Source organism: Sphingobium cloacae (genome assembly GCF_002355855.1).
GTDB classification, from domain to species: Bacteria; Pseudomonadota; Alphaproteobacteria; order Sphingomonadales; family Sphingomonadaceae; genus Sphingobium; species Sphingobium cloacae.
In genome coordinates this window covers 128,789-151,712 of sequence record NZ_AP017657.1, presented here as the reverse complement: position 1 = coordinate 151,712, position 22,924 = coordinate 128,789, and the positions used below count along the sequence as shown (strand labels likewise).

18 protein-coding genes and 4 pseudogenes are annotated in these 22,924 nt (G+C 63.6%); 13 read left to right on the top strand and 9 right to left on the bottom strand.

Annotated features, from left to right (window positions below; all coding sequences use genetic code 11):
• Positions 1-207: 207 nt before the first annotated feature.
• On the bottom strand, positions 208-390 hold the full coding sequence (locus SCLO_RS21365) for a hypothetical protein (RefSeq protein ID WP_020819384.1): 183 nt from the start codon (positions 388-390) through the stop codon (positions 208-210).
• 171 nt (positions 391-561) lie between these two features.
• Between SCLO_RS21365 and SCLO_RS21360 the strand changes: the two genes are divergently transcribed.
• Together SCLO_RS21360 and SCLO_RS21355 are read left to right on the top strand one after the other, a co-directional pair.
• Positions 562-1,410: a DUF7146 domain-containing protein gene (locus SCLO_RS21360; RefSeq protein ID WP_066521295.1), complete on the top strand. Its 849-nt coding sequence runs from the start codon at positions 562-564 to the stop codon at positions 1,408-1,410.
• Positions 1,407-1,850, top strand: coding sequence for a hypothetical protein (locus tag SCLO_RS21355; protein WP_020819387.1), 444 nt, complete (start codon positions 1,407-1,409; stop codon positions 1,848-1,850). The genes SCLO_RS21360 and SCLO_RS21355 overlap by 4 nt, the downstream gene beginning before the upstream one ends.
• A 39-nt stretch (positions 1,851-1,889) precedes the next feature.
• On the opposite strand, the gene SCLO_RS21350 is transcribed toward SCLO_RS21355, so the two are convergent.
• The 5 genes from SCLO_RS21350 to SCLO_RS21335 form a co-directional block, all read right to left on the bottom strand.
• On the bottom strand, positions 1,890-2,183 hold the full coding sequence (locus tag SCLO_RS21350) for a type II toxin-antitoxin system RelE/ParE family toxin (RefSeq protein WP_020819388.1): 294 nt from the start codon (positions 2,181-2,183) through the stop codon (positions 1,890-1,892).
• Positions 2,180-2,449 (bottom strand): CopG family ribbon-helix-helix protein, encoded by a 270-nt coding sequence (locus SCLO_RS21345; RefSeq protein WP_020819389.1) that lies wholly within the window; start codon positions 2,447-2,449, stop codon positions 2,180-2,182. The genes SCLO_RS21350 and SCLO_RS21345 overlap by 4 nt, the downstream gene beginning before the upstream one ends.
• 111 nt (positions 2,450-2,560) lie before the next feature.
• Complete coding sequence (locus tag SCLO_RS24230) at positions 2,561-2,686, bottom strand: hypothetical protein (RefSeq protein WP_020819390.1); 126 nt, start codon at positions 2,684-2,686, stop codon at positions 2,561-2,563.
• A 127-nt stretch (positions 2,687-2,813) separates the two neighbouring features.
• Positions 2,814-6,263: an ATP-binding protein gene (locus tag SCLO_RS21340; protein ID WP_020819391.1), complete on the bottom strand. Its 3,450-nt coding sequence runs from the start codon at positions 6,261-6,263 to the stop codon at positions 2,814-2,816.
• Between the two features lie 3 nt (positions 6,264-6,266).
• Entirely contained in the window at positions 6,267-7,520 is a 1,254-nt protein-coding gene (locus SCLO_RS21335; protein WP_020819392.1) for a metallophosphoesterase family protein, read from the bottom strand.
• Between the two features lie 298 nt (positions 7,521-7,818).
• On the opposite strand from SCLO_RS21335, the gene SCLO_RS21330 reads away from it, so the two are divergent.
• The gene (locus tag SCLO_RS21330) at positions 7,819-8,172 is read left to right on the top strand and encodes an NAD(P)H-dependent oxidoreductase (RefSeq protein WP_079640273.1); all 354 of its coding nucleotides are present in this window, start codon (positions 7,819-7,821) and stop codon (positions 8,170-8,172) included.
• Positions 8,173-8,205: 33 nt separating this feature from the next.
• On the top strand, positions 8,206-8,817 hold the full coding sequence (locus tag SCLO_RS21325; RefSeq protein ID WP_020819394.1) for a PAS domain-containing protein: 612 nt from the start codon (positions 8,206-8,208) through the stop codon (positions 8,815-8,817).
• A gap of 204 nt (positions 8,818-9,021) precedes the next feature.
• Here SCLO_RS21325 and SCLO_RS21320 read toward each other — a convergent pair whose 3' ends face one another.
• Positions 9,022-9,861, bottom strand: coding sequence for an arginase family protein (locus tag SCLO_RS21320; protein ID WP_051146802.1), 840 nt, complete (start codon positions 9,859-9,861; stop codon positions 9,022-9,024).
• Positions 9,862-10,040: 179 nt separating this feature from the next.
• On the opposite strand from SCLO_RS21320, the gene SCLO_RS21315 reads away from it, so the two are divergent.
• Both SCLO_RS21315 and SCLO_RS21310 read left to right on the top strand, forming a co-directional pair.
• Complete coding sequence (locus SCLO_RS21315) at positions 10,041-12,155, top strand: ParB/RepB/Spo0J family partition protein (protein ID WP_066522191.1); 2,115 nt, start codon at positions 10,041-10,043, stop codon at positions 12,153-12,155.
• Between the two features lie 81 nt (positions 12,156-12,236).
• A complete protein-coding gene (locus SCLO_RS21310) occupies positions 12,237-13,298 on the top strand; it encodes an ArdC family protein (RefSeq protein ID WP_081796477.1) in 1,062 nt (353 codons plus the stop codon).
• On the opposite strand, the gene SCLO_RS21305 is transcribed toward SCLO_RS21310, so the two are convergent.
• The gene (locus SCLO_RS21305; RefSeq protein ID WP_066522189.1) at positions 13,187-14,113 is read right to left on the bottom strand and encodes a PLP-dependent cysteine synthase family protein; all 927 of its coding nucleotides are present in this window, start codon (positions 14,111-14,113) and stop codon (positions 13,187-13,189) included. The two genes, SCLO_RS21310 and SCLO_RS21305, sit on opposite strands and share 112 nt — an antisense overlap.
• 164 nt (positions 14,114-14,277) lie before the next feature.
• On the opposite strand from SCLO_RS21305, the pseudogene SCLO_RS21300 reads away from it, so the two are divergent.
• From SCLO_RS21300 to SCLO_RS21270, 7 genes and pseudogenes are all read left to right on the top strand, one after another.
• Positions 14,278-14,547 (top strand): annotated as a pseudogene (locus SCLO_RS21300) (DUF6927 domain-containing protein); the annotation flags it as partial.
• A gap of 612 nt (positions 14,548-15,159) precedes the next feature.
• Positions 15,160-15,591: pseudogene (locus SCLO_RS24080) on the top strand (reverse transcriptase domain-containing protein); the annotation flags it as partial.
• A 58-nt stretch (positions 15,592-15,649) separates the two neighbouring features.
• Positions 15,650-15,970, top strand: a pseudogene (locus SCLO_RS21290) (ATP-binding protein); the annotation flags it as partial.
• 128 nt (positions 15,971-16,098) lie between these two features.
• Positions 16,099-17,433, top strand: a pseudogene (locus tag SCLO_RS21285) (type IV secretion system DNA-binding domain-containing protein); the annotation flags it as partial.
• A complete protein-coding gene (gene mobF / locus SCLO_RS21280) occupies positions 17,433-20,504 on the top strand; it encodes a MobF family relaxase (RefSeq protein ID WP_020818474.1) in 3,072 nt (1,023 codons plus the stop codon). The pseudogene SCLO_RS21285 and the gene mobF, both read left to right, overlap by 1 nt.
• A 49-nt stretch (positions 20,505-20,553) precedes the next feature.
• A complete protein-coding gene (locus SCLO_RS21275; protein ID WP_020818475.1) occupies positions 20,554-20,754 on the top strand; it encodes a hypothetical protein in 201 nt (66 codons plus the stop codon).
• A 71-nt stretch (positions 20,755-20,825) separates the two neighbouring features.
• Positions 20,826-21,479, top strand: a complete 654-nt coding sequence (locus tag SCLO_RS21270) for a hypothetical protein (protein WP_020818476.1) — start codon at positions 20,826-20,828, stop codon at positions 21,477-21,479.
• Between the two features lie 20 nt (positions 21,480-21,499).
• Here SCLO_RS21270 and SCLO_RS21265 read toward each other — a convergent pair whose 3' ends face one another.
• Positions 21,500-22,699, bottom strand: coding sequence for a tyrosine-type recombinase/integrase (locus SCLO_RS21265; protein WP_020818477.1), 1,200 nt, complete (start codon positions 22,697-22,699; stop codon positions 21,500-21,502).
• Positions 22,700-22,924 lie beyond the last annotated feature (225 nt).

Sequence of the window (22,924 nt, the reverse complement as noted above, 5' to 3'; positions counted from 1 at the left end):
GGGCGTTGTCCCCCTTCTCAACCCAAATTGGCCTTGGTTCGTGAAAAAGGTCGAAAAAAGACCCCTTATCCCGGACAGCTATGCCAAAAGGATGGTGGTTAGTCAAATTGGTAGCAGCTGGCGCCATCATGCAAGGACAACGCTGCTCTCAGATGGAGAGTCCGGGATCATTCCGGGCGAACGGACAAGCTCCGGTTTCCATGCGAATCAAGTGATCGCCAGAATTGGCGGCAAGCATAGATCGGTCTTGTCGCCGCTTCGAGAATGGAACTCAAATTCCTTCCCGGCGGCATCCGAGTTGGCGGTGGTCCACGAATCGGACAGGGCCAGAACTGCCGCTGACGATGTTCTCCTGGCGCTCGAATAGGCGGCGACAAGGCCCACCGCCATCGAGGCATTCATTCCGCTCGCAGGAAATCCCATCCGCAAACCGGCCGTGCACCCCGGTGGCTATTCGCGCTTCCTCGATCCGCGCACGCAGCCCGGAGCACAGATAGACCGCGATCTGATGGCCGGGAGAAAGAGGGAGAGGGGCAGGGGCATGCAAGCAGGAGGAATGCCATGCCGCTTACAGCCCGACGACCATCCCAGGAACTCATCGATCTCGTAGGTGCTCTCGGTGGCACCTGGCATGGCCGCACCGCCATGTGCCTGTGCCCGGCGCATGCTGATAGCACACCAAGCCTCTCGATCCGTCAGGGCGATCGCGGTATTCTTGTCACTTGCTTTGCCGGTTGTGATCGCGAAGATGTCCTGCGCGAATTGCGCCGGATACCGATCCGGCAACACTACTCCTACCGGGACATGCCCGCGCGCGCTTCGGGCAATGCCGCACGGCTCTGGGAGGAGGGGCTTCCGATCCCGGGCACTCTCGCTGAGCGTTACCTGACGCTGCGGCATCTCGAGCCGCCTACCGATGATCTCCGATTTCATCCACGCTGTCCTTATCGTCCCAAGCCCTGGACCACGTTCCATCCCGCCTTGCTCGTGGCCGTGCGCGAAGGGCGGCGACTGACTGCCATCCAGCGCATCTTCCTCGACCGGGAAACCGGCAAGTACCGCATGAAGCTCATGCTGGGGCGGCCAGGGCAGGGGGCATGGCAAGGGGGAGGGCGGGCGGCTTCTTGCCTGGCGCTTGCCGAGGGCTTCGAAACCGCGCGGGCCTTCACCCTCATTCAAGGAGCTCCCTGCTGGGCGAGCTTGGGTGCACGGCGTCTCGATCAGATCCTGCTGCCGCAAGGTCTGACATCCTTGATCCTCGCCGTCGACAATGACGCCGAAGGTGAACTGGCGGCGGCACGCGCGGCGTTGCGATATGCTCGGCCCGGTCTTGAGATAACGTGGATGGCGCCGCGCGGCGTCAAAGACTGGGCGGAGGTATTGGAGGCGTCTATGGGATCATTGCGATGAACGAGGCCCGCAGGACGCATATCCGCTCGATCGCCCTGGACCGCGACGTGCGGTTCCTGCTGCATTTCACCCAAGCTGCGAATCTCACTGGGGTCGTGAAGCATGGCTTATGGCCGCGCCGCGATCTGGCAGCAGCCGATCATTTGGCATACGCCAGTGATTACGGCCGATTGGACGGAAACAAAGACGCCGTCTCTGTTTCGATTTTGTGCGTGAGCGAGCCGAGGTTCGCTGGCGGCGAAGAGGAGAGGCGAGACCTCGCACCCCATTTTCCCACCGACCGTGAAGCCGAAGTGCAAGTTTTTCAGCGGATCGAAGCCGACCACATTCCTGGTGCCATCGTCGGTCAACCGGGACTGGCGGAACCCGTGAGAGCTACTCTGAAATGGCTGTCCGGCCGACTGCGGCAGGTTGAATTTCAGGATTTCGGTCTGGTCTGAGGATAGAAGCGACTGCGGCGGTGGTCGATCGCATCCTCGCTACTGCTCCGATTCGAAGTTGCGGTTTTCGCGGCAATGCCAGAGGCGCAGTATGAAGATCGTTCCGGCCGCGATCTCGTAGCGCATCTCGTAGTTGCCGACGATGATCCGGCGGACCTCGCGCGGCTCATAGGCTTCCAGCTTCTCGCCGATCCTCGGATAATCGATCAGCCGATCCGGTGCGTGGGCGAGTTGCTGGACCACGCGCGCCGCCGCTTCGGGGGCGACCGGACCCAGATGCTCGTGCAGTCGCACAAGGTCCGACGACGCCTTGCTGGTCCACTGGATCTTCATTTGACCGGCGAGGGTAGCGGCTTGTCCGTCCCAAGGCTGTCGGCCCATGCCGTGATCGCCTGGTGGTCGATCACCCGTCCGGCATCGACATCCTCCAGGGCTTCGAGCGTCATCCGGTGACGCTCCTCCTCCTGATCGACCCAGGCGGCGAGCGCTTGCTTCACCACCCAGCCGCGCGAGCGTTCGAGTCGCGAGGCCATTGCTTCAACCTTTTCCGCGAGCCCCAGAGGGACATGCGCGGTCAATACCTTCGTCTCGGTCGCCATGTTTATCACCTGTTATCAGTCCGATTAAAATATAATCATACTGACGAGAAAACGCAAGTTGGGGAGCCGTGGAGTCGAGAACCGGGCGAAGGCGCTGGAGGCCGCGCTCCGCTATTTGCCGTCCTTCAAGGCGTCCTTGACCCGCTGCCGCATTTCCGCAGCCTCCGCCACGTCATGCGGCCTTAGATCGAAGCCGTCGGGCAATTGCCAGCGGCACCGATATTCGCTGGCGCGCATCGAATGGGACGAGGACAGGTGCCGCTGCAGGTTGCGTACACAAAGCGCCGAAAGAGTGTCGGAGCAGCGCGTTCCGGATTCGAACAGCCAGTCCAGGGCGGCTTGATCTGAAGGTCGCTCGGCTGTCTCAGGCCAGGGAGCATTCCGAGTGAAGGTCTTCGCCGACGACAGATCGGGCGATCGCCGCCAGATGGGGGTGATGGGTGAAGAACAGCACCTGCGTCGATCGCGCGAGTTCCGCCAGCACCCTGAAACCGGCCTCGGAACGCTCATCGTCGAAATTGACGAACAAGTCGTCCGCGAGGAAGGGCAGGCGAACACCGGCCGCGATGGATTGCTCGACAGCTGCGAGGCGAAGCGCGAGAAAGAGCTGGTCCGTGGTTCCCTCGCTCATCGCCCCGACGTCCACCACGGTCCTGCCATCGTCGCGCAACCCCAGGAGCCGTGAATTGGGTCCGTCGCTGTCGATCCGCAGCGCCGCATACCGCCCGATCGTCAGCCGGCGGAAGATCTCGCTTGCGCGCAGCAGCATGGGATCCTGATGGCGCTCGCGATATTGTTCAATCGCCCAGCGTAGCGTGACGGCCTCGGTTCGCTTCAGGATAAAATCTTCGGCAAGAACAGCGAGCTCGGCCCGGGCCTGCTCGGCATCCGAGGCCGCGTCGGCGGACGAGCCGCTTTGCGCCTCCAGACCGGCAAAGACTCTCCTGGCATCGCCGTGGGCGCTTGCGGCAGTGGCAACCTCATCGTTGAGCTGGGTCAGCTGCCCCGAGAGCGACTGGATTCGGACGGCCAGACCGTCAGCATCGACGTCTTCCAGGGACGCGACAAGCTCATCCAGTCCCTTGCCGTCGCCCGCCGCGACGATCGCGGCTTCCGCTTCGCTGACCGCGTGGCGCAGGGCGCGCGCTGCTCGCGAACGCTCGATGGCCGCACCCAGGCCCTGCAGGTCGGTAGCGCCCGTCTCCTCCAGAAGCGCGGTCAGCGAAGCCCAGGCCGCAGCATGCCGTGCGTCTTCGGCCGCCATCTCAGCGCTTCGGCCGGCAATGCTTTCCTCGAGTGCCTCCAGGACGCTTGCGGTCGAGCGCGCCGCCGAGAGCCGGGCCCGCATCCCTTCGAGTAGCGTCACTCCGCCGCCCGAGGCGGCAATCCCCAGCCTTTCGGTTAGGGCCGCAACGCTTTCGTCATGTTCACGCGCGTCTCTCGCTATGCCGTCGATGCGTGTCTGCAGGTCTCGCTGCGCGGCAATCGCGGCTCTGAGCTCGTCCAGGACGTCGAGAGTTGCCGGAGCGCTGGCTATGTCGAGATCGATGTCCGCTTCGACCAGCAGCGCGCGCCAGGCCTCCATCCGCGTCGCCATACTCTCATCGACACGCGTGCGGCGGCGCTGCAGACCTTCCGCATCCTGCCCGATTTGTACGAGTGCGGCCTCGTCGAGTCTGTGCTGCTCGGCGGCCGCCTCGCCGGCTTGCCGAATCCGTGTGGCGAAGGCGAGCAGCGGCAGGAGGTCTTCTCCCTTGGGCACCGACTCGTCTGCGAGGGCGGCGACCAGGCTGGCACGCAATTCATTGCGCCGCGCAACGATCGCCCTGGCATCGTCGTGGGCATCGATTGCCTCCTGATGTGCTGCTTCAGCCGTTTCCCGCTCGGACACCCAACCGAGGAACCGATTGGGCTCCAACGCCGGAAAGCCCGCCTCCGCCAACTTTCGTGCCCAGCCCGTCAGCGCGCTTTCGCGACGATCGCTTGCCGCCTGCGCGCGCGTGTCCGCCTGGTCAGCGGCCAGAAGGAGCCTGGTCCGGCGTTGACCCATGACCGTCAGACGGCTCGACTCGTCGGCGGCGGCGTAGCGGGCATCTCCGCGTTCATCTGCTCGAGCGACTGCCGTCTCATAAGCATCGACAGCTTCATCAGGGGAGGGGAGGGCCATGCCTTGCCGCATGTGCGCGCGCAGCGGTCGCCAGAACGCGTCGCGCTCGCTTCGAACCGCGGTGATCTCCTCGTCAGCCACCGCAGCGCCCGACGAGAGCTGCTCCATTTCGAGCGAGAGCGCCTCGGCCTCTTCGCGGGCGCGCGAAGCGGCGTCTGTTGCCCGCTGCAGATCGGTCTCGGCCTCGGCAAGGACGGATCGCACGTCTTCGATTTCGTGCCGTGCCAGTCTGGGAAGCGCGGCCAGGGCCGATGCGTCCCCGCTCCAGGGCGTGAGCCGAGCGAGCGCCACGTCCAGGCTGGCCGCGGCCCGGTCGGCTTTGCGCTGCGCCAGTTCGCAGCGCGCGTCCGCATCGGCCCCGAGGGTCCTGGCAAGGTCGATCGCCGTTACGATCGCGGTCAGATTTCCTGTTTGGGGGCGATCCGCAATCTTCCGCTCGATCGCGACACGCCTTTCAGCCAGGTCCTGCTCACTCTCGTCGATCTGCCGGAGCGCCGCGAGATCCTCGGCATGACCGAGCGCGATTTCGCGCAGTCTGGAACTTACGATCCGGGTGGGGGGATCGGAGGCGAGCGCGCCGGCTTCGGCGCGGAGCCGGGCGACAAGACCTCCCGATGCGGATCGCTCCTCGCTCAGACGCGCTAAGTCCTGTTGACCCTTTGTCACCGCGCCCGACGAAGCGATCAGCGCGTCGATTTCGGCGTCGTGGGCGAGGACCGACGGATCAGGAGAAAGCGCCTCGATCTGTGCCCGGGCTTCGTTCACCAGATTCTGCGCGGCGGCCCTTGCACGCGAAGCGGCCTCCATCTCGGCCATTGCCGCTTCGGCGGCGTGCTCGCGCTGCGGCCCGATATCAATCGTATCCATGTGGGCGGCAAGCGCCGCGAGATGGTCGCTGCGAAGACGGACGGCAGGCGCAATCCGGCGGATGCGCTCGAGGCGGCTGACCTCGGCAAGAACTTCGTCGCGCCGCCGCTGAACCTCTTCGAGCATCTGCTGGGCGTCCGCGACCGCGCCTTTGGCATCGAGCCAAGCCTTCGGCTTGAGGGCCTGGTCCCGGACTGCTCGGGTCTGCGCTTCGAAATCGCGTTGGGCCTGCGTGAAGCTCCGCCTCGCCGCGGCGCGTTGTCCCCAGATCGCATCGGCTTCGCTCTCGAGGCGAGCCAATTCGTCCGCAACACCCGTGAGCCCGGAGCCTGCGGCAAAGAGGGCTCGGCCCAGGTCGTTGCGGGCCTCGACCATGGCCCGCCCGCCCGCTCGCAGGCCATCCTGGTCGAGGCTGAAGGAGAGTGCGAATGTCTCGCGCGTCTGCCCCCGCAGCATGGCGAGCAGCATAGCTTCGTCGAGGAGACGATCCTCGGCATCGATCAGTGTCCCGGCCGTCCCCTTCTTGCGGCGACAAGCGAAGCTGTGCCCCTCGTCCTCGAGCACGGCCCCAACGCGCAGCAGGGCGTAGTCGTAGACGAAGTTGTAGGGAGACCGTGCCGGGAAACCGAACAACAGATCGGAGACCGCCGCAAGCGAGGTCGATTTTCCCGCTTCGTTGGCGCCGTACACCACGTGAAGATCGGGCTCGCCTTGGCGAAAGGAAAGCTCGCAATCCTCGAAACGACCATAACGCTCGAGTGACAGGGTGGCGAACCGCATCGCTCAGTCCCCCTTCGTCAAACGCGAGCGGAGCGCCTGGGCGGCGGTTCCGATGACCGCGTCCCACTTGCCGTCGCCGGCATAGCGGCGAAGGTCCGCTTCGTCGGCATCGGGGAGCAGGCTCTGCGCCGCGAGCAGGAAGGGCGCAAGGTCCGCGGCCAGCAGTTCGTGCAGTTGAGGATCGGTGGCGGCCCGATCGATCAAGGCAGCGAGATCGTCGCCGACAATCACCTCACCGGCGGCGGCGGGCTTCGTCACGAGCAGCTTCACTTTCTCGATGAAGAGATTGGGCGAGATCGAAGCGGCCACGGCGCGCGCGACGTCGCGCAGGTCCGCGGCGCTGTCGATGAGCGCGCCGGCGCTGTCGGTCTCGCCCGTCAGCACAAGCCGCGTAACGAGCGGCAATCCATCGCCGCCGTGCTGCCACGCTTCAAGAAGCGCCGAGCGCATGCGTTCCGCAATGCTATCGGCCGGCACGTCGGTACAGTCGATATCGACCGCGAGCCAGCGGATCACATCCAGATCCAATCGATCGATGGAGGAAACCTGACCATCCTCCACGGTGACGATCACCGCGCCCTTGGGGCCCGTCTCGCGGATCGTGCGACCCTGGATGTTGCCCGGGAAGACGACATGAGGCGCCTCGCACACGATCTCGTGTTGATGGACATGGCCGAGCGCCCAGTAGTCGTATTGCTTGGCTTTGAGATCATCCAGGCTGCAGGGCGCGTAATCGGCGTGGCCCTTCCGGCCTGCCAGCGCGGTGTGCAGCATCCCGATATTGAAGTGATGCTCCGCAGCGGCGGGATAGGACGGAACGAGATTGTCGGTGACAGCCGGTGTCGAGAAGCTCTGTCCGTGGACCGCGACCTGGAGCTCGGCAAGCAGATGGGTTTCCGGTCGGCGCGCGCTGAACAGGCGGACATTGGGCGGCCAGGGAATGCTGCGGGTGATGACGGAGGCGGCATCATGGTTGCCGGCGAGAAGGAACACCGGGATTTCGGCCCGATCCAGGCGGCCCATGGCGCGGGCGAAATAGAGGCCGGTGCTCATGTCCTTCCACTCACCGTCGAAGAGGTCGCCAGCGATCACGACGAAATCGACATCTTCGTCGATGGCGCGTTGTACCAGATTGTCGAAAGCCGCGCGGGTGGCTCCTCTTATGTCGTCCTCGGGCAGACCTTCATATCTCGACAGGCCATGGAGCGGGCTGTCGAGATGAATGTCGGCGGCATGCAGGAAACGAAAATCGCTCAAAACTCTTCCCCCCTCGAAAGCGGCGATATTCTCTGGGTCACCGCGATCCTCCGTTTGTGTAGTGCCCCATGGGAGAACACCCCCAACATGGCCGCAGAGCTATTGGCCATGCGTTCCGCACAGTCGCATGTATTGTAATCAGGGTTCCTCCGCCAGTTTCCCGACTCTTGCGAGGAAGAAACGCTCCCCCTCATAGCTCAAGTGATTTCATCTCGGCTGGCCGGTGCCTGTCGCCACCGACACTCCGGGATAATCCCAATTGCACGACGATGCGTGGATGGCGGATTCAGGAGATGTCATGACCCGCATCACGATTATCGATGGGCATCCCGACCCAAACGGGACCCGGTACGTTCATGCGCTTGCGGATGCCTATGCGGCGGGCGGCGAGGCGGCAGGCCATGAAGTGCGCCGGATCGAGATTGCAGAACTTGATTTCCCTATCTTGCGATCGGCCGGGGAGTGGCGGGACAATGCGCCCGCCGCCGCCATTCACAAGGCCCAGACAGACATTCGCTGGGCGAATCATGTGGTCATCCTTTACCCACTATGGCTCGGAGACGTTCCTGTGCTCAGAGGTCATTCAGTGTATTTATTGCGTTGCAGATGCCAGCGAGTCGGGGAAACTTCTCGGGACCGGAGAAGTTCATAGATCCGAGGCACAATTGAAACCTTAGGGGGTAATGTGCAACGCTTCATCCTGCACGAAAACTTGAAGAAATTCAGGGCCTGCCTGGGCGCAGACGTTGCCGACACCGAGCGCAGCTATCTGCTGCAGCAGATCCGTTCAATTCAACGCGAGCTTGCATTGCTCAACGCCGCCGCACTTGGCGTGCAGAGATATCCTATTGAATTTGGCGCGCTATCATCATGTGATCGGAGCCTTTTTCAACGCCTGACGGAGACCTCTACCCAGCCTACGATGATCATCGATCCGAGGGCTGGTATGCGAATCCTCGACGTCAACGATGCGCATACTGCCATCACCTATACCGAGCGCAGCAGAGTGGCCGGAGAAAGGCTCTTTGACGTCTTTCCGGATAATCCGGATCTTGAGGATGCAACCGGCGTCGCAGGCTTGTTTGATTCCATCCGCATCGCGGCACAGGGACGGCGCCAGCATGCCATGAAAGCACAGCGCTATGACCTGCGGGGTTCCGATGGCCGGTTTCTCGAGCGCTATTGGCAGACGGTGTCCGTTCCGATCCTGAATGACGAAGCGCAGCTGGTGTGCATTCTGCATCAAGCACGAGATGTCACCGAAACAGTCGGCACTGCGGGTTTCGTTGGTCATTGACACCCTCTAATGACGTCTCATCGGCGGTCAGCGCCGCTCTCACAGGAGAAGTCCGTCACATTCAGATTGTGAAGCATCGCGTAGCGGTGACGACGTTTACCTCGAGATCGGGGGGAGGGCGTGTCCAAAGCGGCGAGGATAGCTTCGCGAGTGGTGCGCCATTGGTATTCCGAAACTCGGGGCGGTTTCAGCCCACAGTGAGTTTCATGATTTCATGATGGGTAACTCGGCAAGGCTGTTTCTCAGGCGCAGCATGTCCCATGGCAGATGTTCGGCGATGGCAAGGCCAACCATATCCACTGCCGCGCCGATCTCTTTCAACAGGCGCACCACCTGGTCCAGCTGCATACGGCCTTGCTCTATTCCATCGAAGGCCCCCTCCGGCATGCCCGGCCTGTTGAACAGCAGCGGAGAAAAATGAGCCGGATCGAGGACATCGAGGTCGAAATGTACCGCAAGATGCGTGATTCCCTCGGTCTCGATCCAGTCGAGGATCGGCCGGCTGCTGTCAGCAAGGACGGCTGGCGGGATATGCCGGATGCCCAGTTCCTTCAGGATCAGGTCTTCATCCGCGTTCCATCCCTGCATGCCGGCGATCATCACACGCCGGGCGTCCAGCTTGCGGGGCACTTCTGCCGTGAAAGCCTCGTCGCCCCGGCCAAGCAGCAGGGCAAGCACATGGGCATGGGCGTGCGAAAACTCGGCAGCGCTCATCACGTCGGGATGGGCATCGAGCCAGAGAACGCCCAGCTTTTCACCATATCTGCGGCTTAGATACGCCATCGGCGCAAGATCGACCAGGCAGTCGCCGCCAAGCGTCACGATCCGATCGGGCGCATGCCGCTCGATGGCTTCGCGCGCCGCTCTTGCTTGAGACAAGAGGGCGGCGCACCACTTGATGCCACGGCTAACCGGCGGGGAGCTTCCGTCCGGTTCCGGAACCGCCACGGTTTCCTCGGGGCCGTCATGCGGCGGGGCAAGCCAGCGCAACAATTCGGAACCAAAGCTATAGGCGGGTTCATCGCCACCCTGCCATTGCGGCATGTTCAAACGGAGCGTCGTGGAGGTCACCGCAGATCATATTCTTTCGAGGCCGGAAGAGAAGACAATGTAGGTTGTCCGGCGGAAAAAAGCCACGCCCACGGGGCGCCCCGGGGTTCGAGAGGGAAGGGGGAGTGATGCTGGTGTCCGGGCTGATCCGGATGCCAGAAGGAGTTCCTCCGATGACCACGACCGTTAAGCTCTCGAAGCTTACGCTTTCTCCCATCAATGTCCGCAGGCGGCCCGACGACCTGCTGGAAATACCGCAGATGGCCGCCGATCTCGAAGCTCGCGGCGTACTCCAGAACCTGCTCGTCACGCCTGTGAAAAAGCCGCGCGGCACTTTCGAGGTCTTCGATGGCGGTCGCCGCCTGCGCGGTCTGCTCATGCTCGCCGAGCGCGGCACCATCGACCCTGAAACCTACGATGTTCCCGTCAAGGTTCTCGTCGGCGACGAGGCGACCCTGTCCGAGACCTCGACCGCGGCCAACTTCCATCAGCTCAAGATGACGCCTGCCGAGGAATGCCGCGCGTTCCAGTATTTCATCGGTCTCAATAATGATATCGACGGTGTCGCCAAGCGCTTCGGCCTCACCCGTCGGTTCGTCGAGGGCCGCCTGCGGCTCGCGACCCTGGCCGAGCCCATCTTCGAGGCGCTGAGCGAAGGCACCATCACGCTGGACGTCGCCAAGGCCTATGCCTCGACCGAAAACCAGGAGAAGCAGCTTCTCGTCTGGAACAGCTACGGCACCAGCTATGCCAATGCCGACACTATCCGCCGCGTCATCGCCAACGAAACGATGAAGTCGACCGATCCGGTCGCGATCCTGGTCGGCGAGGACCGCTATGCCGAGGCTGGCGGCAAGATCGACCGCGACCTTTTCAGCGACAGCGGCGACAAGTGGGTGAACCCCGAGATCGCGCAGCGGCTCGCCGCGGACATCATGGAAGCGGAAGCCAAGCGGATCGGCGAGGAACTCGGTCTCGCCTGGATCCGGCCGATTGCGTCGAACTACACGCATAGCGCGGCGACCGGCCTCTACCGGGTGATCCTGCCGCAGCCTGATTTCACCGAGGCGCAGCTGGCCCGCCTCGATGCGATTGCACAGCGGCAGGAAGCCATCGCCGAGGAGATGGATGACGAGACCATCGATGAGGATGCCTACAAGGCGCTCGACCAGGAATATGATGCCCTGTCCGAGGAAGAACACGCGCTCCACAACATCCCGCCGGTGCTGCCTGACGAGATCAAGCCGCTCGTCGGCGCGTTTCTCAAGCTGACGCCCAGAGGCGAGATGGTCCTCGACACCGAATATTATAGCGAGGAACCGGTCAGCATCGGCGGCGCTGATGAAAACGGCGAGGACGACCACGGCGATGGTGCCGGCGGTGGCGGTTCGACCGGCCCGGGCGGCAGCTACACGCCGCCTGCTCCGCCGCCCGAAGCGATCGCCCCGGGCGGCAAGCCGCTCAGCGCCCGGCTCTACGATGAGCTGGCGATGCAGCGGCGCGACGTGCTCGCAGCGACCCTGCTCAGCCATCCGGCCCTGGCGCTCGACTATGCGCTCTTCGTCATGATTGACGATCGCGCCAGCACGTTCAGCGCCTATGGCTCGACCATTCGCGCTCGCTCGCCGCAGGATCCGGTGAGTGGCGACCAGCCGACGACCCGCGCGCGGGGCTATCTCGCCGAAGCCCATGACGGGCTCGATGCGAGTTGGCTGGAGCACAAGTCCGAGGTCGACCGGTTCGAGGCGTTCCGGGCGCTCGACGACGACAGCAAGGCGGCCTGGCTCGCCTACATCGTGGCGATGTCGCTCGAAGCGAAGGCGAGCTACCGCGCCGAGCAGTGTCCGCTCCACAACCGGTTGGCGACGATCATGGATGTCGATGTCGCAAGCTGGTGGCGGCCGACATCCGAGAACTTCTTCGACCGCATCAGCAAGGGCTCGATCCTGACGCTGCTCGCCGATGTCGGCGGCGTGGCGCTGACCGCGCGCCACGCGACGATGAAGAAGTCGGAGATCTCGGAATCGTGCGCGAAGCTCTTCGCGGGCGAAGCGATCGTCGAGCCCGAGGTCCGGGACGCGGCGCTTGCCTGGGTGCCCGACGCCATGCGCTTCCTCGACAAGACCGAGGCGGACGATCTCGAACCCGCCGAAGGCGATCCTGAAGAGCAGGCGATCGTCGAGCCCGAGGATGCCGAAGAGGTTGGCGTGGCTGGCGTCGACGAGACAGTGTCCGGTGCCTGCGAAATCGAAGCGGAATCGCCCGATCAGGACGCTCTCGCGGCCTGACGCCGCTTTCTCCTGGATGCCTTGCCGCCGGCGCGTGGTCCCGTGCCGGCGGCCTTTTCCCCTTCCGCACGGAGAAGCGCCATGTCCCTTGCGAAACGCACGAGCCGCGATGTCGCCGCCGAAATCACCGACCTCATCATCCGCAAGCTCGAGGAGGGTGTTCCGCCCTGGTCGAGGCCCTGGCGGCTGAACGGGGCGGGCGGACGCCCGCTGCGTCATTGCGGCACGCCGTATCAGGGCATCAATACGCTTTATCTCTGGGCGCTCGGCGATGCCCAGGGTTATCGTTCGCGTTACTGGATGACCTGGCGCCAGGCGGAAACGCTAGGCGGGCACGTCCGCAAGGGTCAAACCGGCGCGCTTTCGGTTTATTATTCCTCGTTCAAGAAGCGTGAGGAGCACCCCGAAACCGGCAAGCAAGTGGAGCGGAGCATCCGGTTCCTGCGCCATTACATCGTGTTCAACGCCGATCAGATCGACGGTCTTCCAGCCTATTTCTACCCCTCTGACGAACCGGAGCAGCCTCTGATCCCGTCCGAGCGGCAGGCGGCGATCGACGCCTTCTTCACGGGAATCCCTGCCGACGTTCGCCATGGCGGAAACCAAGCCTACTTCACACCGACCTTCGATCATATCCAGCTGCCGAACCGAACGGCCTTCCGCAGCATGGATCACTATGCGTCCACGCGTTGCCACGAGACGGTTCACTGGTCGGGCCATTCCAGCCGACTCGCACGGACCTTCGGCAAGCGCTTCGGCGACAAGGCCTATGCGTTCGAAGAACTGGTCGCCGAGATCGGGGCGGGGCTCTGCTGTGCTGACCTTGGTCTGCCCAACGTCCTCCATGACAGTCATGCGAGCTATGTGGCGCATTGGCTCGGTATCCTCCGCGGCGACAAGACCGCGATCATCCACGCTGCCGCCAAGGCTGAACAGGCTTTCGCGTATCTCAAAAGCTTCGGCGCGGCGAGCAAGGCGCAGCCGGCAGCCGACCGGATGCACGTCCATCGGGGCCACCCCCACGCCGAGGTTCAGTATTTCAGGCCGGTATCACAAAGCACCGTTGCCACGACGGCATCAGCCGTCAACCGCCCCGATGCCAGCAGCTTTGCCGCGGCGCAGACGTTCGCAGCGGCAGAATAGCCGACGTACAGGCCCTCGCGATGGGCCAGAGTACGCCGCCACTCTTCAGCTTCATCATCGCTGATGCCGACACTCATATCCATCAGCGACGGATCCCAGTGCGGCGGAACCGTGCCATAACCGATGCCCTGGAGTTTATGCCGGGCGTCGAGCACCGGTTCTCCGGCAAGCGGCCGCGCGTTCAGCGGTCCGACAGCGGCGCAGACCGTACCGGGATTGGCGCGCTTCAACGCCTTTGCAACGCCCACGAAGGTGCAGCCCGTGCCGACCGCTGCAACCCATCCGTCGACCGGGCCACCGAACTGCGCCAGGATCTCCGGGCCTGTCGTGGTCTCGTGCGCTGCGATCCCCTCTGCAGCGTTGAACTGATCGACGTAGAAACCGTCACGCGCCCGGGCGATCGCGCAAGCCGCCTGTGCGGCAGCATTGACATCGGAACCCGTCACCTGGCCCGGGCTTCCATCCACCTGGGCGATGAGCACCACTTCGGCGCCGAGTCCTTCGAGCATCTTCGCTCGCGCCGGACTGTTGCCTGCCGACATCGTGACGACGAGGGGATGGCCGAGCGCGGCGCATGCCACCGCCAGTCCGGCGCCCATGTTTCCGCTCGTCATTTCCACGACCGGCATTCCCGGCTTCAGCCGGCCATCCTCTCTTGCGGCAAGCAGGATCGCCTTGGCGGCACGGTCCTTCACACTTCCCCCGGGCAGCAGGAACTCGGCCTTGGCGATGATGCGACCAGGACCCGTGTAGATGCGATCCAGTGCGATCAAAGGCGTGCCGCCGATTATCTCAATGGCCGACGCGGCGAGCATGACTTCTCCGACAATGACGGGTGCGGAAGGTCACATCCGCACGACATGAAAATACTGCGACTTTGATACGCGGGCGTTCGCCTGCTGACCAGCGCTCGCGGCCCGACGATCCTCAAACCGGAAACGGCCAGCGGCCGGTTTCCTTCCTCAAGAAAGGACTCATCATGGGATGGCTCTTCATGCCCTTTACGTCGATGGGCGGCCACAAGACCGCCAAATCCTATCTCGACGCGCAGCTTACCTACGAAAACACGCTCGAGGACGGCACGAAACGCGGCCTCAGGGTGCTCGCGTCCTCCTGTCCGGGAAATCGGACCTATTACGCCGCAGCCCAGGAAATCGTGGACGGCATTGCCGGCAACGTTTTCGCGGTAGTGTGCCTGGTGCGCTGGAATCCACGCTCGCGCGATGGCCACCAGTTCGGGTACAAGGATAGTGCGCCGTTGCGGCGCTGAAATGGAGTATCAGTGATGATGAGGTAAGTTGAGAATGCCTCTGCTCGCCGGACTAACCTCGGGCCTCACAAGGTCTGAAATCCCGAAAGGGACGGGGAACAATAGCATGTTCGGAAAAGGCCAGATGCGTCTTAGTCGCAAATGGAGGCGATGACGGTCAGGGCAAGGTGCGTATGGTGAAGGCTACACTGCTTAAATCCCAGTCTGCAGCAATCTATATAGCGATACTGGCGAAAGCGACTGTCACGCCAGGTCCGGATGATGACAGCGGTCTCATGTCTTGGCCGCCTGTTTCTCAGCCCATCCGGTGCGCCTCTCGTCGAGGGGTTTAGTGGACGAACGGGACACCTAACCGCGCCGCATCTCCATTCAGCGTAACTACGGGATGCCCTAAACAGGCGGCTTCTGCCGGCCTGCATGGGTACGGAGCCGCCATATTACTCAAATGCCCGGGGTAATGCCCGGGACATCGACCTCTTCGGAGGCGGCGGTGCAACTGTATAAGGTCTCGAGCGATCGGGCCGAAAGCGGGGAAGACCGGGGGAAGGGCGGCAGCTGTGATTCTTCAACCACCGATCATGGGGTGTGCTGATGCTGCCAGAAACTGTGAAAGGCCGGTTGGAGGCCATTCCGGCGCTCGTTGCGTCGGGCAAAAGGGTGAATGGACTCTATCGTCTGATGGGGTCTCGCCTCCTTTGGGAGGAGGGGCTCCAGAAGATCGGATCCAACAAGGGTGCGATGACGCCGGGTATTGACGGCGAGACCTTCGCGGACTTCGGACCGGAAGACCTCGACCCGATTATCGCCAGCGTGACGGCAGGGACCTATGATCCCAAACCAGTGCGTCGGGTGTTTATCCCGAAAGGCAAGGGCAAACGGCGTCCGCTGGGCATTCCCACGCGCGACGACCGCCTCGTTCAGGAAGTGGCGCGGCAACTGCTCGAACGGATCTATGAACCGGTGTTCTCGAACGCCTCCCATGGATTCCGGCCGGGCCGGTCGTGTCATACGGCGCTTGAACACGTCAAAGCCGTATGGACGGGGGTGAAATGGCTCGTAGATGTGGATGTCGCGGGGTTCTTTGGTGACACGCCTCGAAGAGGAGACCCGGATCGGCAAAGGCGGGACCCTGGCGGCGCAGCTGTCGCGGCTCGATCTGATCGTGCTCGACGAGCTTGGATATCTGCCGTTCGCACGCTCGGGAGGGCAGTTGCTGTTCCACCTCATCAGCAAGCTTTATGAGCGCACCAGCGTCATCATCACCACCAACCTTGCCTTCGGCGAGTGGCCTACCGTCTTCGGGGATCCCAAGATGACTACGGCGCTGCTCGACCGCGTCACCCACCACTGCGATATCATCGAGACGGGCAACGACAGCTGGCGCTTCAAAAACCGCAGCTGACCGCTACCTTCGGCGCCTTCAAAAATCTATCTTGCGCTGCGCGCGCCTCCGGTCGGGCTACGCCCGCCCTCCGCCGCACGCAGCGCAAGGCCATCTTCAACAAACCAACATCATATCCGAAAAAGGGGGTCCCTCTTCGACGCCGATCGGGGGTCCCTTTTGAACGCCGTTTGACAATCGAAATGTGCATCAAGCTCCGCGAGCGCGGCCAAACGACCAATCTCGCTCTCTCCGACAATCTGATGACGGCCGACCTGAAGCGCGTGCACCGCTATCTGGCCAACACAATCGCGGACCCGCTGACCGCCCCGGAAGCTGCACGGATGGCGGAATCGATCCGGGCTGTCTTCAATACCAATGCGCAGGTCCTGCGGTTCCTCCCCGACGAGGGCGAGCCTTACTCCATTCGCAGGTGGATGACGGCCGACAAAAGGCCCGGCGCCATCCTCTTCATCACCTCCGATTATGAGGACCTGGAGCTGAACCGTCCGCTCCTGACGCTCTGGACGAACCTGTCCATCACGAGCCTCATGTCGATGCCGCGGACGAACAGTCTGCGCACCTGGTTCGTGTTCGACGAACTCGCCGCGCTCCACCGTCTGCCGGCCATCGAGAAGGGACTTCAGACCGCACGCAATTTTGGCGGAGCAATGCTCCTCGGCCTCCACAGCTTTCCGAAGCTCGTCGAGGTCTACGGCGAAGAAGGCGCTCGAAATCTTGCTTCGCTAGCACGCACCAAGCTGATCCTCGCCACCGGCGAATATAAGACCGCCGAAGAATGCTCCCTCTACATCGGAAACCGTGAGGTTCGCCAGATGGATGAGGCCTATTCTTACGGCTATAACAACACGCGCGACGCTTCGACGCTGACTCCGCGAAAGCAGGTCGAACCGCTTGTCCTTCCCGACGACATCACCAACCTTCCGGCGCTTCACGGATATGTCAAATATCCGGACGGATTCCCCGCAGGACGGATCAAGCTCGAATGGAAACGATACCCCGTTGTCGCCGAGGGCTTCATGCCTCGCGCCAATGTTCAACCCGTTCGATCAAGGCGCGGAGAAGGGGCGTTCGAGGAGGATGGGGCAGGGGAAGCCGGCGGGCGGGACGGCTCGTTGCTGGTGATCGACGAGATTCTGGAATCTCCCAATCTCGCGCGGGATTTGGCCGCCGGGATATTGTCGGCGGAAGCAGAAGAAGAGGGGAACGCGGCGGCACGGGCGGCGCAGGGCACGGACGACCGCGGTGATCAGGGATCGGTAAAGGGTGAAAGCGCCGAAAAGGCGCCCGCGGCACCGGCCCGATCAGACGAGCAGGCTGTTGCGGCGCGGGATCGCGACGATCGGAGCGATGGCCATCGGCAGGGTCAGGGGACGCCCCAGGTCGAGGATCAGACGCTCGCCGAACTGCGTCAGGACTTCTCGGCCGGCCGTGACGACAACGATCTCGATATGGGCATCTGATGCTCTCCGTCGCCCCGATCCGCTCGGCCGCCGGGTCCGCGAATTATTTCGCGAAGGACGACTATTACACCGTCGAGGATTCGTCCGAGGTCAGCGCCTGGGCAGGGGAAGGGGCCGACATCGCTGGTCTCTCTGGCGAGGTGTCGAAGGACGCCTTCGAAGGGATTCTAAACGGGTTCCTGCCGAGCGGGGAAGGGGTCGCCCAGGTCGAGAACCGCCGGCACGGCCTCGACCTTACCTTTTCGATGCCGAAGTCCGCGTCGGTGATGGCCTATGTCGCCGGCGACAAGCGCGTGCTCTCCGCCAACATGGCGGCCGTCAAGCAGACGATGGCCTGGGTCGAAAAGAACCTTGCCGAAGGCCGGCGCGACGTCGACGGCCGCAAGGTTCCGGTCCAGACCGGCAATCTCGTCTATGCGCTCTTCCAGCACGATACCAGCCGGGCGCTCGATCCGCAGGGCCATATTCACGCTGTGATCGGCAACATGACGCAGATGCCCGATGGCAAGTGGCAAGCCCTTCACGCCGACAAGATCTGGAGCCACAACAGCATCATCGGCGCGATTTACCACAGCTACCTGCGGACGGCGCTCGAGAAGATCGGCTACACTGTAGAGCTTCGCGGCAAGCACGGAACCTTCGAGATCGTCGGCGTGCCAAAGGCCGCGCGTGAGGAGTTCAGCCAACGGCGCGAGGACATTCTCAACAAGGCGGCCGAAACCGGCATAACATCCCACAAGGGCCGCGACCAGATCACGATCAATACCCGCGATCCCAAGCTCGACGTCGAGGATCGCGGCGCGCTCAGGCAAAGCTGGATCGAGCGGGCCGCTGCGCTCGGTTTCGACGGAAAGGACCTGCGCGCGGCCGCGGAAGCGCGTGCTGGCATGATGACCGCGGTCGGGCCGCTCGAGCGCGGCTATCGCGCGATCGTCGATGCCATCGATCTCGCGCGCAGCCGGCTCGGCGATTTCCTTCGCCCACACGACCCGTTAGTCGACCATGCGCTCGCGCGCGCGGTCAAGTCACCCGAAGAGGCCCGCACGCAACTCGCGGTCGCATCGGCCGTCCGCATCCTGTCCGAACGCGAGGCGGCCTGGCCGCTTCATATGGTGTCGAAGACTGCGCTCGATCTCGGTCTCAAAGGCGTCACCGTCGAAAGCGTCGAGCGCCGGATCGATCAGCTCGTCCAGAATCGGCAGATCGTGATGGGAACTGCCCATGCCACGGACCGCGACGGCAAGATGGTGACGACCCAGGAGGCGCTGCGCATCGAGGAGAAGATCCTCGACCTGGTGAAGGAAGGCAATGGCGCCGCAAATCCCGTCCTGTCTGCTGCCGACGCGCCCGCGCGCCTTCAGGCAGTCGCGGAGCATCCACTCAATCCCGGGCAGCTTGCCGCCGCGACCCTGATCCTCTCCTCTGACGATCGCACGATCACGATCCAGGGAAAGGCGGGCACGGGCAAGTCCACGATGCTGCAGGCGGTCTCGCGCGTCGCGGAGGCCGAAGGCCGTACGATCCGGGGTCTCGCGTTCCAGAACAAAATGGTCGGCGATCTCGCCGAGGGCGCCGGCATCCAGGCCCAGACGATCGCCTCCTTTGTCCTCGCCCACGAGCGCTTCATCGCCGAACGGAACACGCCGCGCTATGAAGCGGCGCGGGAAAGGCTCGCCGGCACCATGCTCCTCGTGGACGAGACCTCGATGGTCTCGGCAAGCGATATGCTGAAGCTTCACCAGATCAGCGCGGCGATGGGCGTCGACAAGCTCGTCCTCGTCGGCGACAGGCAGCAGCTCTCCTCGATCGACTGGGGCAAGGCCTTCGCCATGATCCAGGCTGCCGGCGCGACGATGGTGCGGATGACCCAGAATATCCGCATCGGGAAGCCGGGCCAGCCGCTAACCGAAGAGCAGCAGAAGCTGAAGGTTGTCGCCGAACTCGCGAACGTGGGAAAGGCGGGCGCCGCCATGAAGGTGCTCGGCGAGCATATCGTGGAAGAGAAGGATCCGGCCGCCGCCGCGGCCGATAGTTGGCTCGGCCTTTCACCGGAAGAGCGTGAGGCGACCGCCGTATTCGCATCAGGCAGAGACGCGCGCGAGACTATCAACAAGCGCATTCAAGCCGGATTGATCGCCGAAGGAAGCGTCAAGGGCGAGGCGCTCCAGCTCACAGTCTATGATCGAGTGAATACGACGCGCGAGGAATTGCGCTATGCGTCGACCTATCGCCCCGGCCAGACCCTCGAGGTGGGTCGGGGCGGGGCGCAGGATGTCGGCATCCAGGCCGGGCGATACGATGTCCTCAAGGTCCATGCCAGTGGCAAGGTCGACCTCGCAGACGGACGGCGCAGGATCCGCTTCGATCCGCAGAAGCTGTCGCCGGCAGAGCAGCGGGACCGGCTCCAGCTCTCCGAGAAAAAGCCGCTCGATATCCACGAGGGCGACCGCATCCGCTGGACCGCGAACGACAAGGGCCGCGGGCTTCACAACGCCACCCTCGCCCGGGTGGTGAGCGTCGACGGCTCCGGCGTCACGGTAGAGACGGCGGGCAAGGAGCAACTGACCCTGCCGATGGGCGATCCGATGCTCTCGCGCCTCGACCTCGCCTACTCGCTGAACATGCATATGGCGCAAGGCATCACAACCGACAGGGCGATCGGCGTCATGTCCTCATTCGAGCGTTTCCTGTCCAACCAGCGCCTGTTCAATGTCCTCGTGACGCGCGTGCGCGACGGCCTGACGATGATCGTTGACGACAAGGAGAAGCTGGCACGGCAGCTCGACATGAACCCGGGCAACAAGACCTCTTCGCTCGAAACCGTCGGCCGCCTCGACATAGATGGGAACATGGCCAAGGGCGCGAAGGCGCGCGAGGATTTCAATCCCGGCCCGATCGACGGCGTCGACCTGTCCGATCTCCCGCCGCTGCCTGACGACCTGCCCCCGCTCCCTGACGCCGGCGCCGCAGCGCCGGTCGGAAAGGACCAGGCAGCGAAGCCCGAACCGAAGCCCGACCGGGCGGAACAATTGCCGCCGCTGCCCGAGCGCAGCCTCGGCCTCGATTTGTAGCATGAAGCCGCCGGCGCGGCGCCGGGGGCGAAAGGAAGGAGACGAAACGATGGCATGGGAATTTGAGCAGGCCGGCAAGTTCGGCAGCGAGAAGGCGGCTGACGATTATGCCAGGCGCAACAATCTCGATCCGCGCGATGTGCAGATCACCCGCAAAGGCGGGGAAGTGGAGCTCAGCATCCGCCGATCGGCGCTCGACGGGCGCAACCTGCGCGACAATGGCGAAGGCCGGCGGGATGGGTGGGGCTGAAGGAGGCGGTCATGGAATTCACTCAGCGCCGCGGCGACGCGCCCCCTCGGGCAATCGGAGGATAACCGCGCATGGGCATCGACGATCGAGACTATATGCGCGAGCGGCAGCGCGCGCGGAGCGGAAGCACGCGCTGGAATGACCGAGCCGGGCGCGTGGAGGGCGCCTGGTTCGACCCGGCCATTCGAAGCTTCGACTATCAACGCGGACGCTGGCGGGGCTCCAGGCGTTCCAGCCCTGTTCGATATATTCCCTTTGCCCTGAGCCTCCTCCTCATTCTGATCCCCCTCTACGGCGAAGCTCAACGGGCGGGCTGGCTGCCGGATCGCGAGGCGGCGATGCCATTTCCGGAATCAGGGTCGGTAACTGTGGCGAGTTGGGCGATGCACGAACCCGTTAGCAGCTTCCTCACCGTCGAGACGGCGGACAGCAATGCCGTCGTGCAGCTCATCGACCCGACCACCGGCCGACACGCCATTTCGATCTATGTCTCGAAAAATGACCGGATTCGCGTGCCGGTGCCGCAGGGCACATTCCGGCTCCGGCTCATCGAAGGTCAGAAGTGGCACGGACCGGTGCGCTATTTCGGGTCGAATACATCCTACGAGACAGCCGCTGAACTCATGATCTTTGCACCTCGGGCCGGCCACATCATTGACCTTCATCGGAGGCCCGATGGCAATCTCAAAACGCGTATGATGTTGTCGCGCCCCGAAGCTCTGTGATTCCGGACGCGTAAGTGTGGTCAGCGGCGCACGCGCGATAGGACCCGGGCGGCGACATTGCTGCGAACCGCGAGCTTGCGGCCATAGCGTAATGCCGTAGCGGGCGAGCTCCAGCGCAGCGCCTGGGCTATTCCCGCGCCGTCCTCTCCGGCAGCAAAAAGGTCCTGGGTCAGGCCGACGCGAAGGGAGTGAGTGGACAATGCCTGCACCGCGGCGGTCAACTCGCTGGCGGGGAGACTCACCAATCCCAGTTCGAATGCTGCAAGCGCGACGCGTCGGTAGATGCCGTTGACGCCCTGGCGTGTCAGCGGCGCCGTTCCGATGGAATAGGTCGTTCGGGCGAGCGCCGTTTCAGAATCGCTGGCGCGTACGCGCCGCCGATCGACTCCGACCCTGCGGAACAGGGGGCCTTCCTCGATACCGCTCGCTTCCAGCCAGGCGCCGACCCGCCGCATGGTCTCGGCCGACAGCCATGCCCAGGCGCCTTCGCCTTCCTGGTCGGTCTTGGAGAAGGGGATGAACAGCGTCGCCGAACCATCCTGCTGGGGATCGATATGCACAGCTTCGACCACCGTGAGTTCGCTTACGCGCAGCCCCGCGTCATATCCGAGCGATAGCAGGGCAGCGTCGCGCAGCCCCTGCAGGTCGCCGCCGCAGGCATCGAGAAGCGCAGCGAGGGTGAATCCCTTGGTGACATGGCTGTCCAGTGCCTTGCCGAGCCGCAATGGCGCTGCCTGGCGCTGCAAGGCTCCTCTGCGCCTGCGGACGGCCTTGAGCGCCGCGCGCACCATCGGTGCGTCGGTAGGCGCGGCTTCGCCCGCCAATCCCATCATGCGGTGGACCGTGCCGAGGCTAGCGATCCGGCGCGCGAGCGTCGCGGGCTTCTTGCCCCTGCCATCGAGCGCATTCACATAGCGAACCAGATCTTCGGGATCGGCGGGCAGCGGTGAGCGGCCTTCCTCACCGCACCAGCCGCTCCAGCAGTCGAGATCGGCGGCGATCGCCGCCTTTGTCGCGTCGGCCATGGCCGCCAGCGTCGTCTCGAGTCCGAGTTGGCTGATCGGCGGCAGATCCGCTGGAACGATGCTGGCGATCGTGCGCAGCAGCCGCATGTCGACGGTCTCGGGATCCGCGTTTGGCGATCGCGTCGGCAGCGCGGCATCGTTGGTCCGGACCACCACGATTTCGGCGTCGGAACGGCTGGCGGGTTTTTCGGCCATCGTTGCTACGCGCCCTTGCGCCGGGCATTGTGCTCATGCGGCACAAGGCGCGGCACATTTGTGCCGCGTGATTTCGCTGCCATTTTCGCGATCGTCATTTTGGCCCTTCCCTGCTGTTTCCGCGCACTTGTTCTTACCATAACGATCAATTATGGTAAGTGACAGATCGCGCGGGGAGGGCGGTTTTTGGGGCTGTTTTACAAGCTTTTCCGATAATGCTGATCA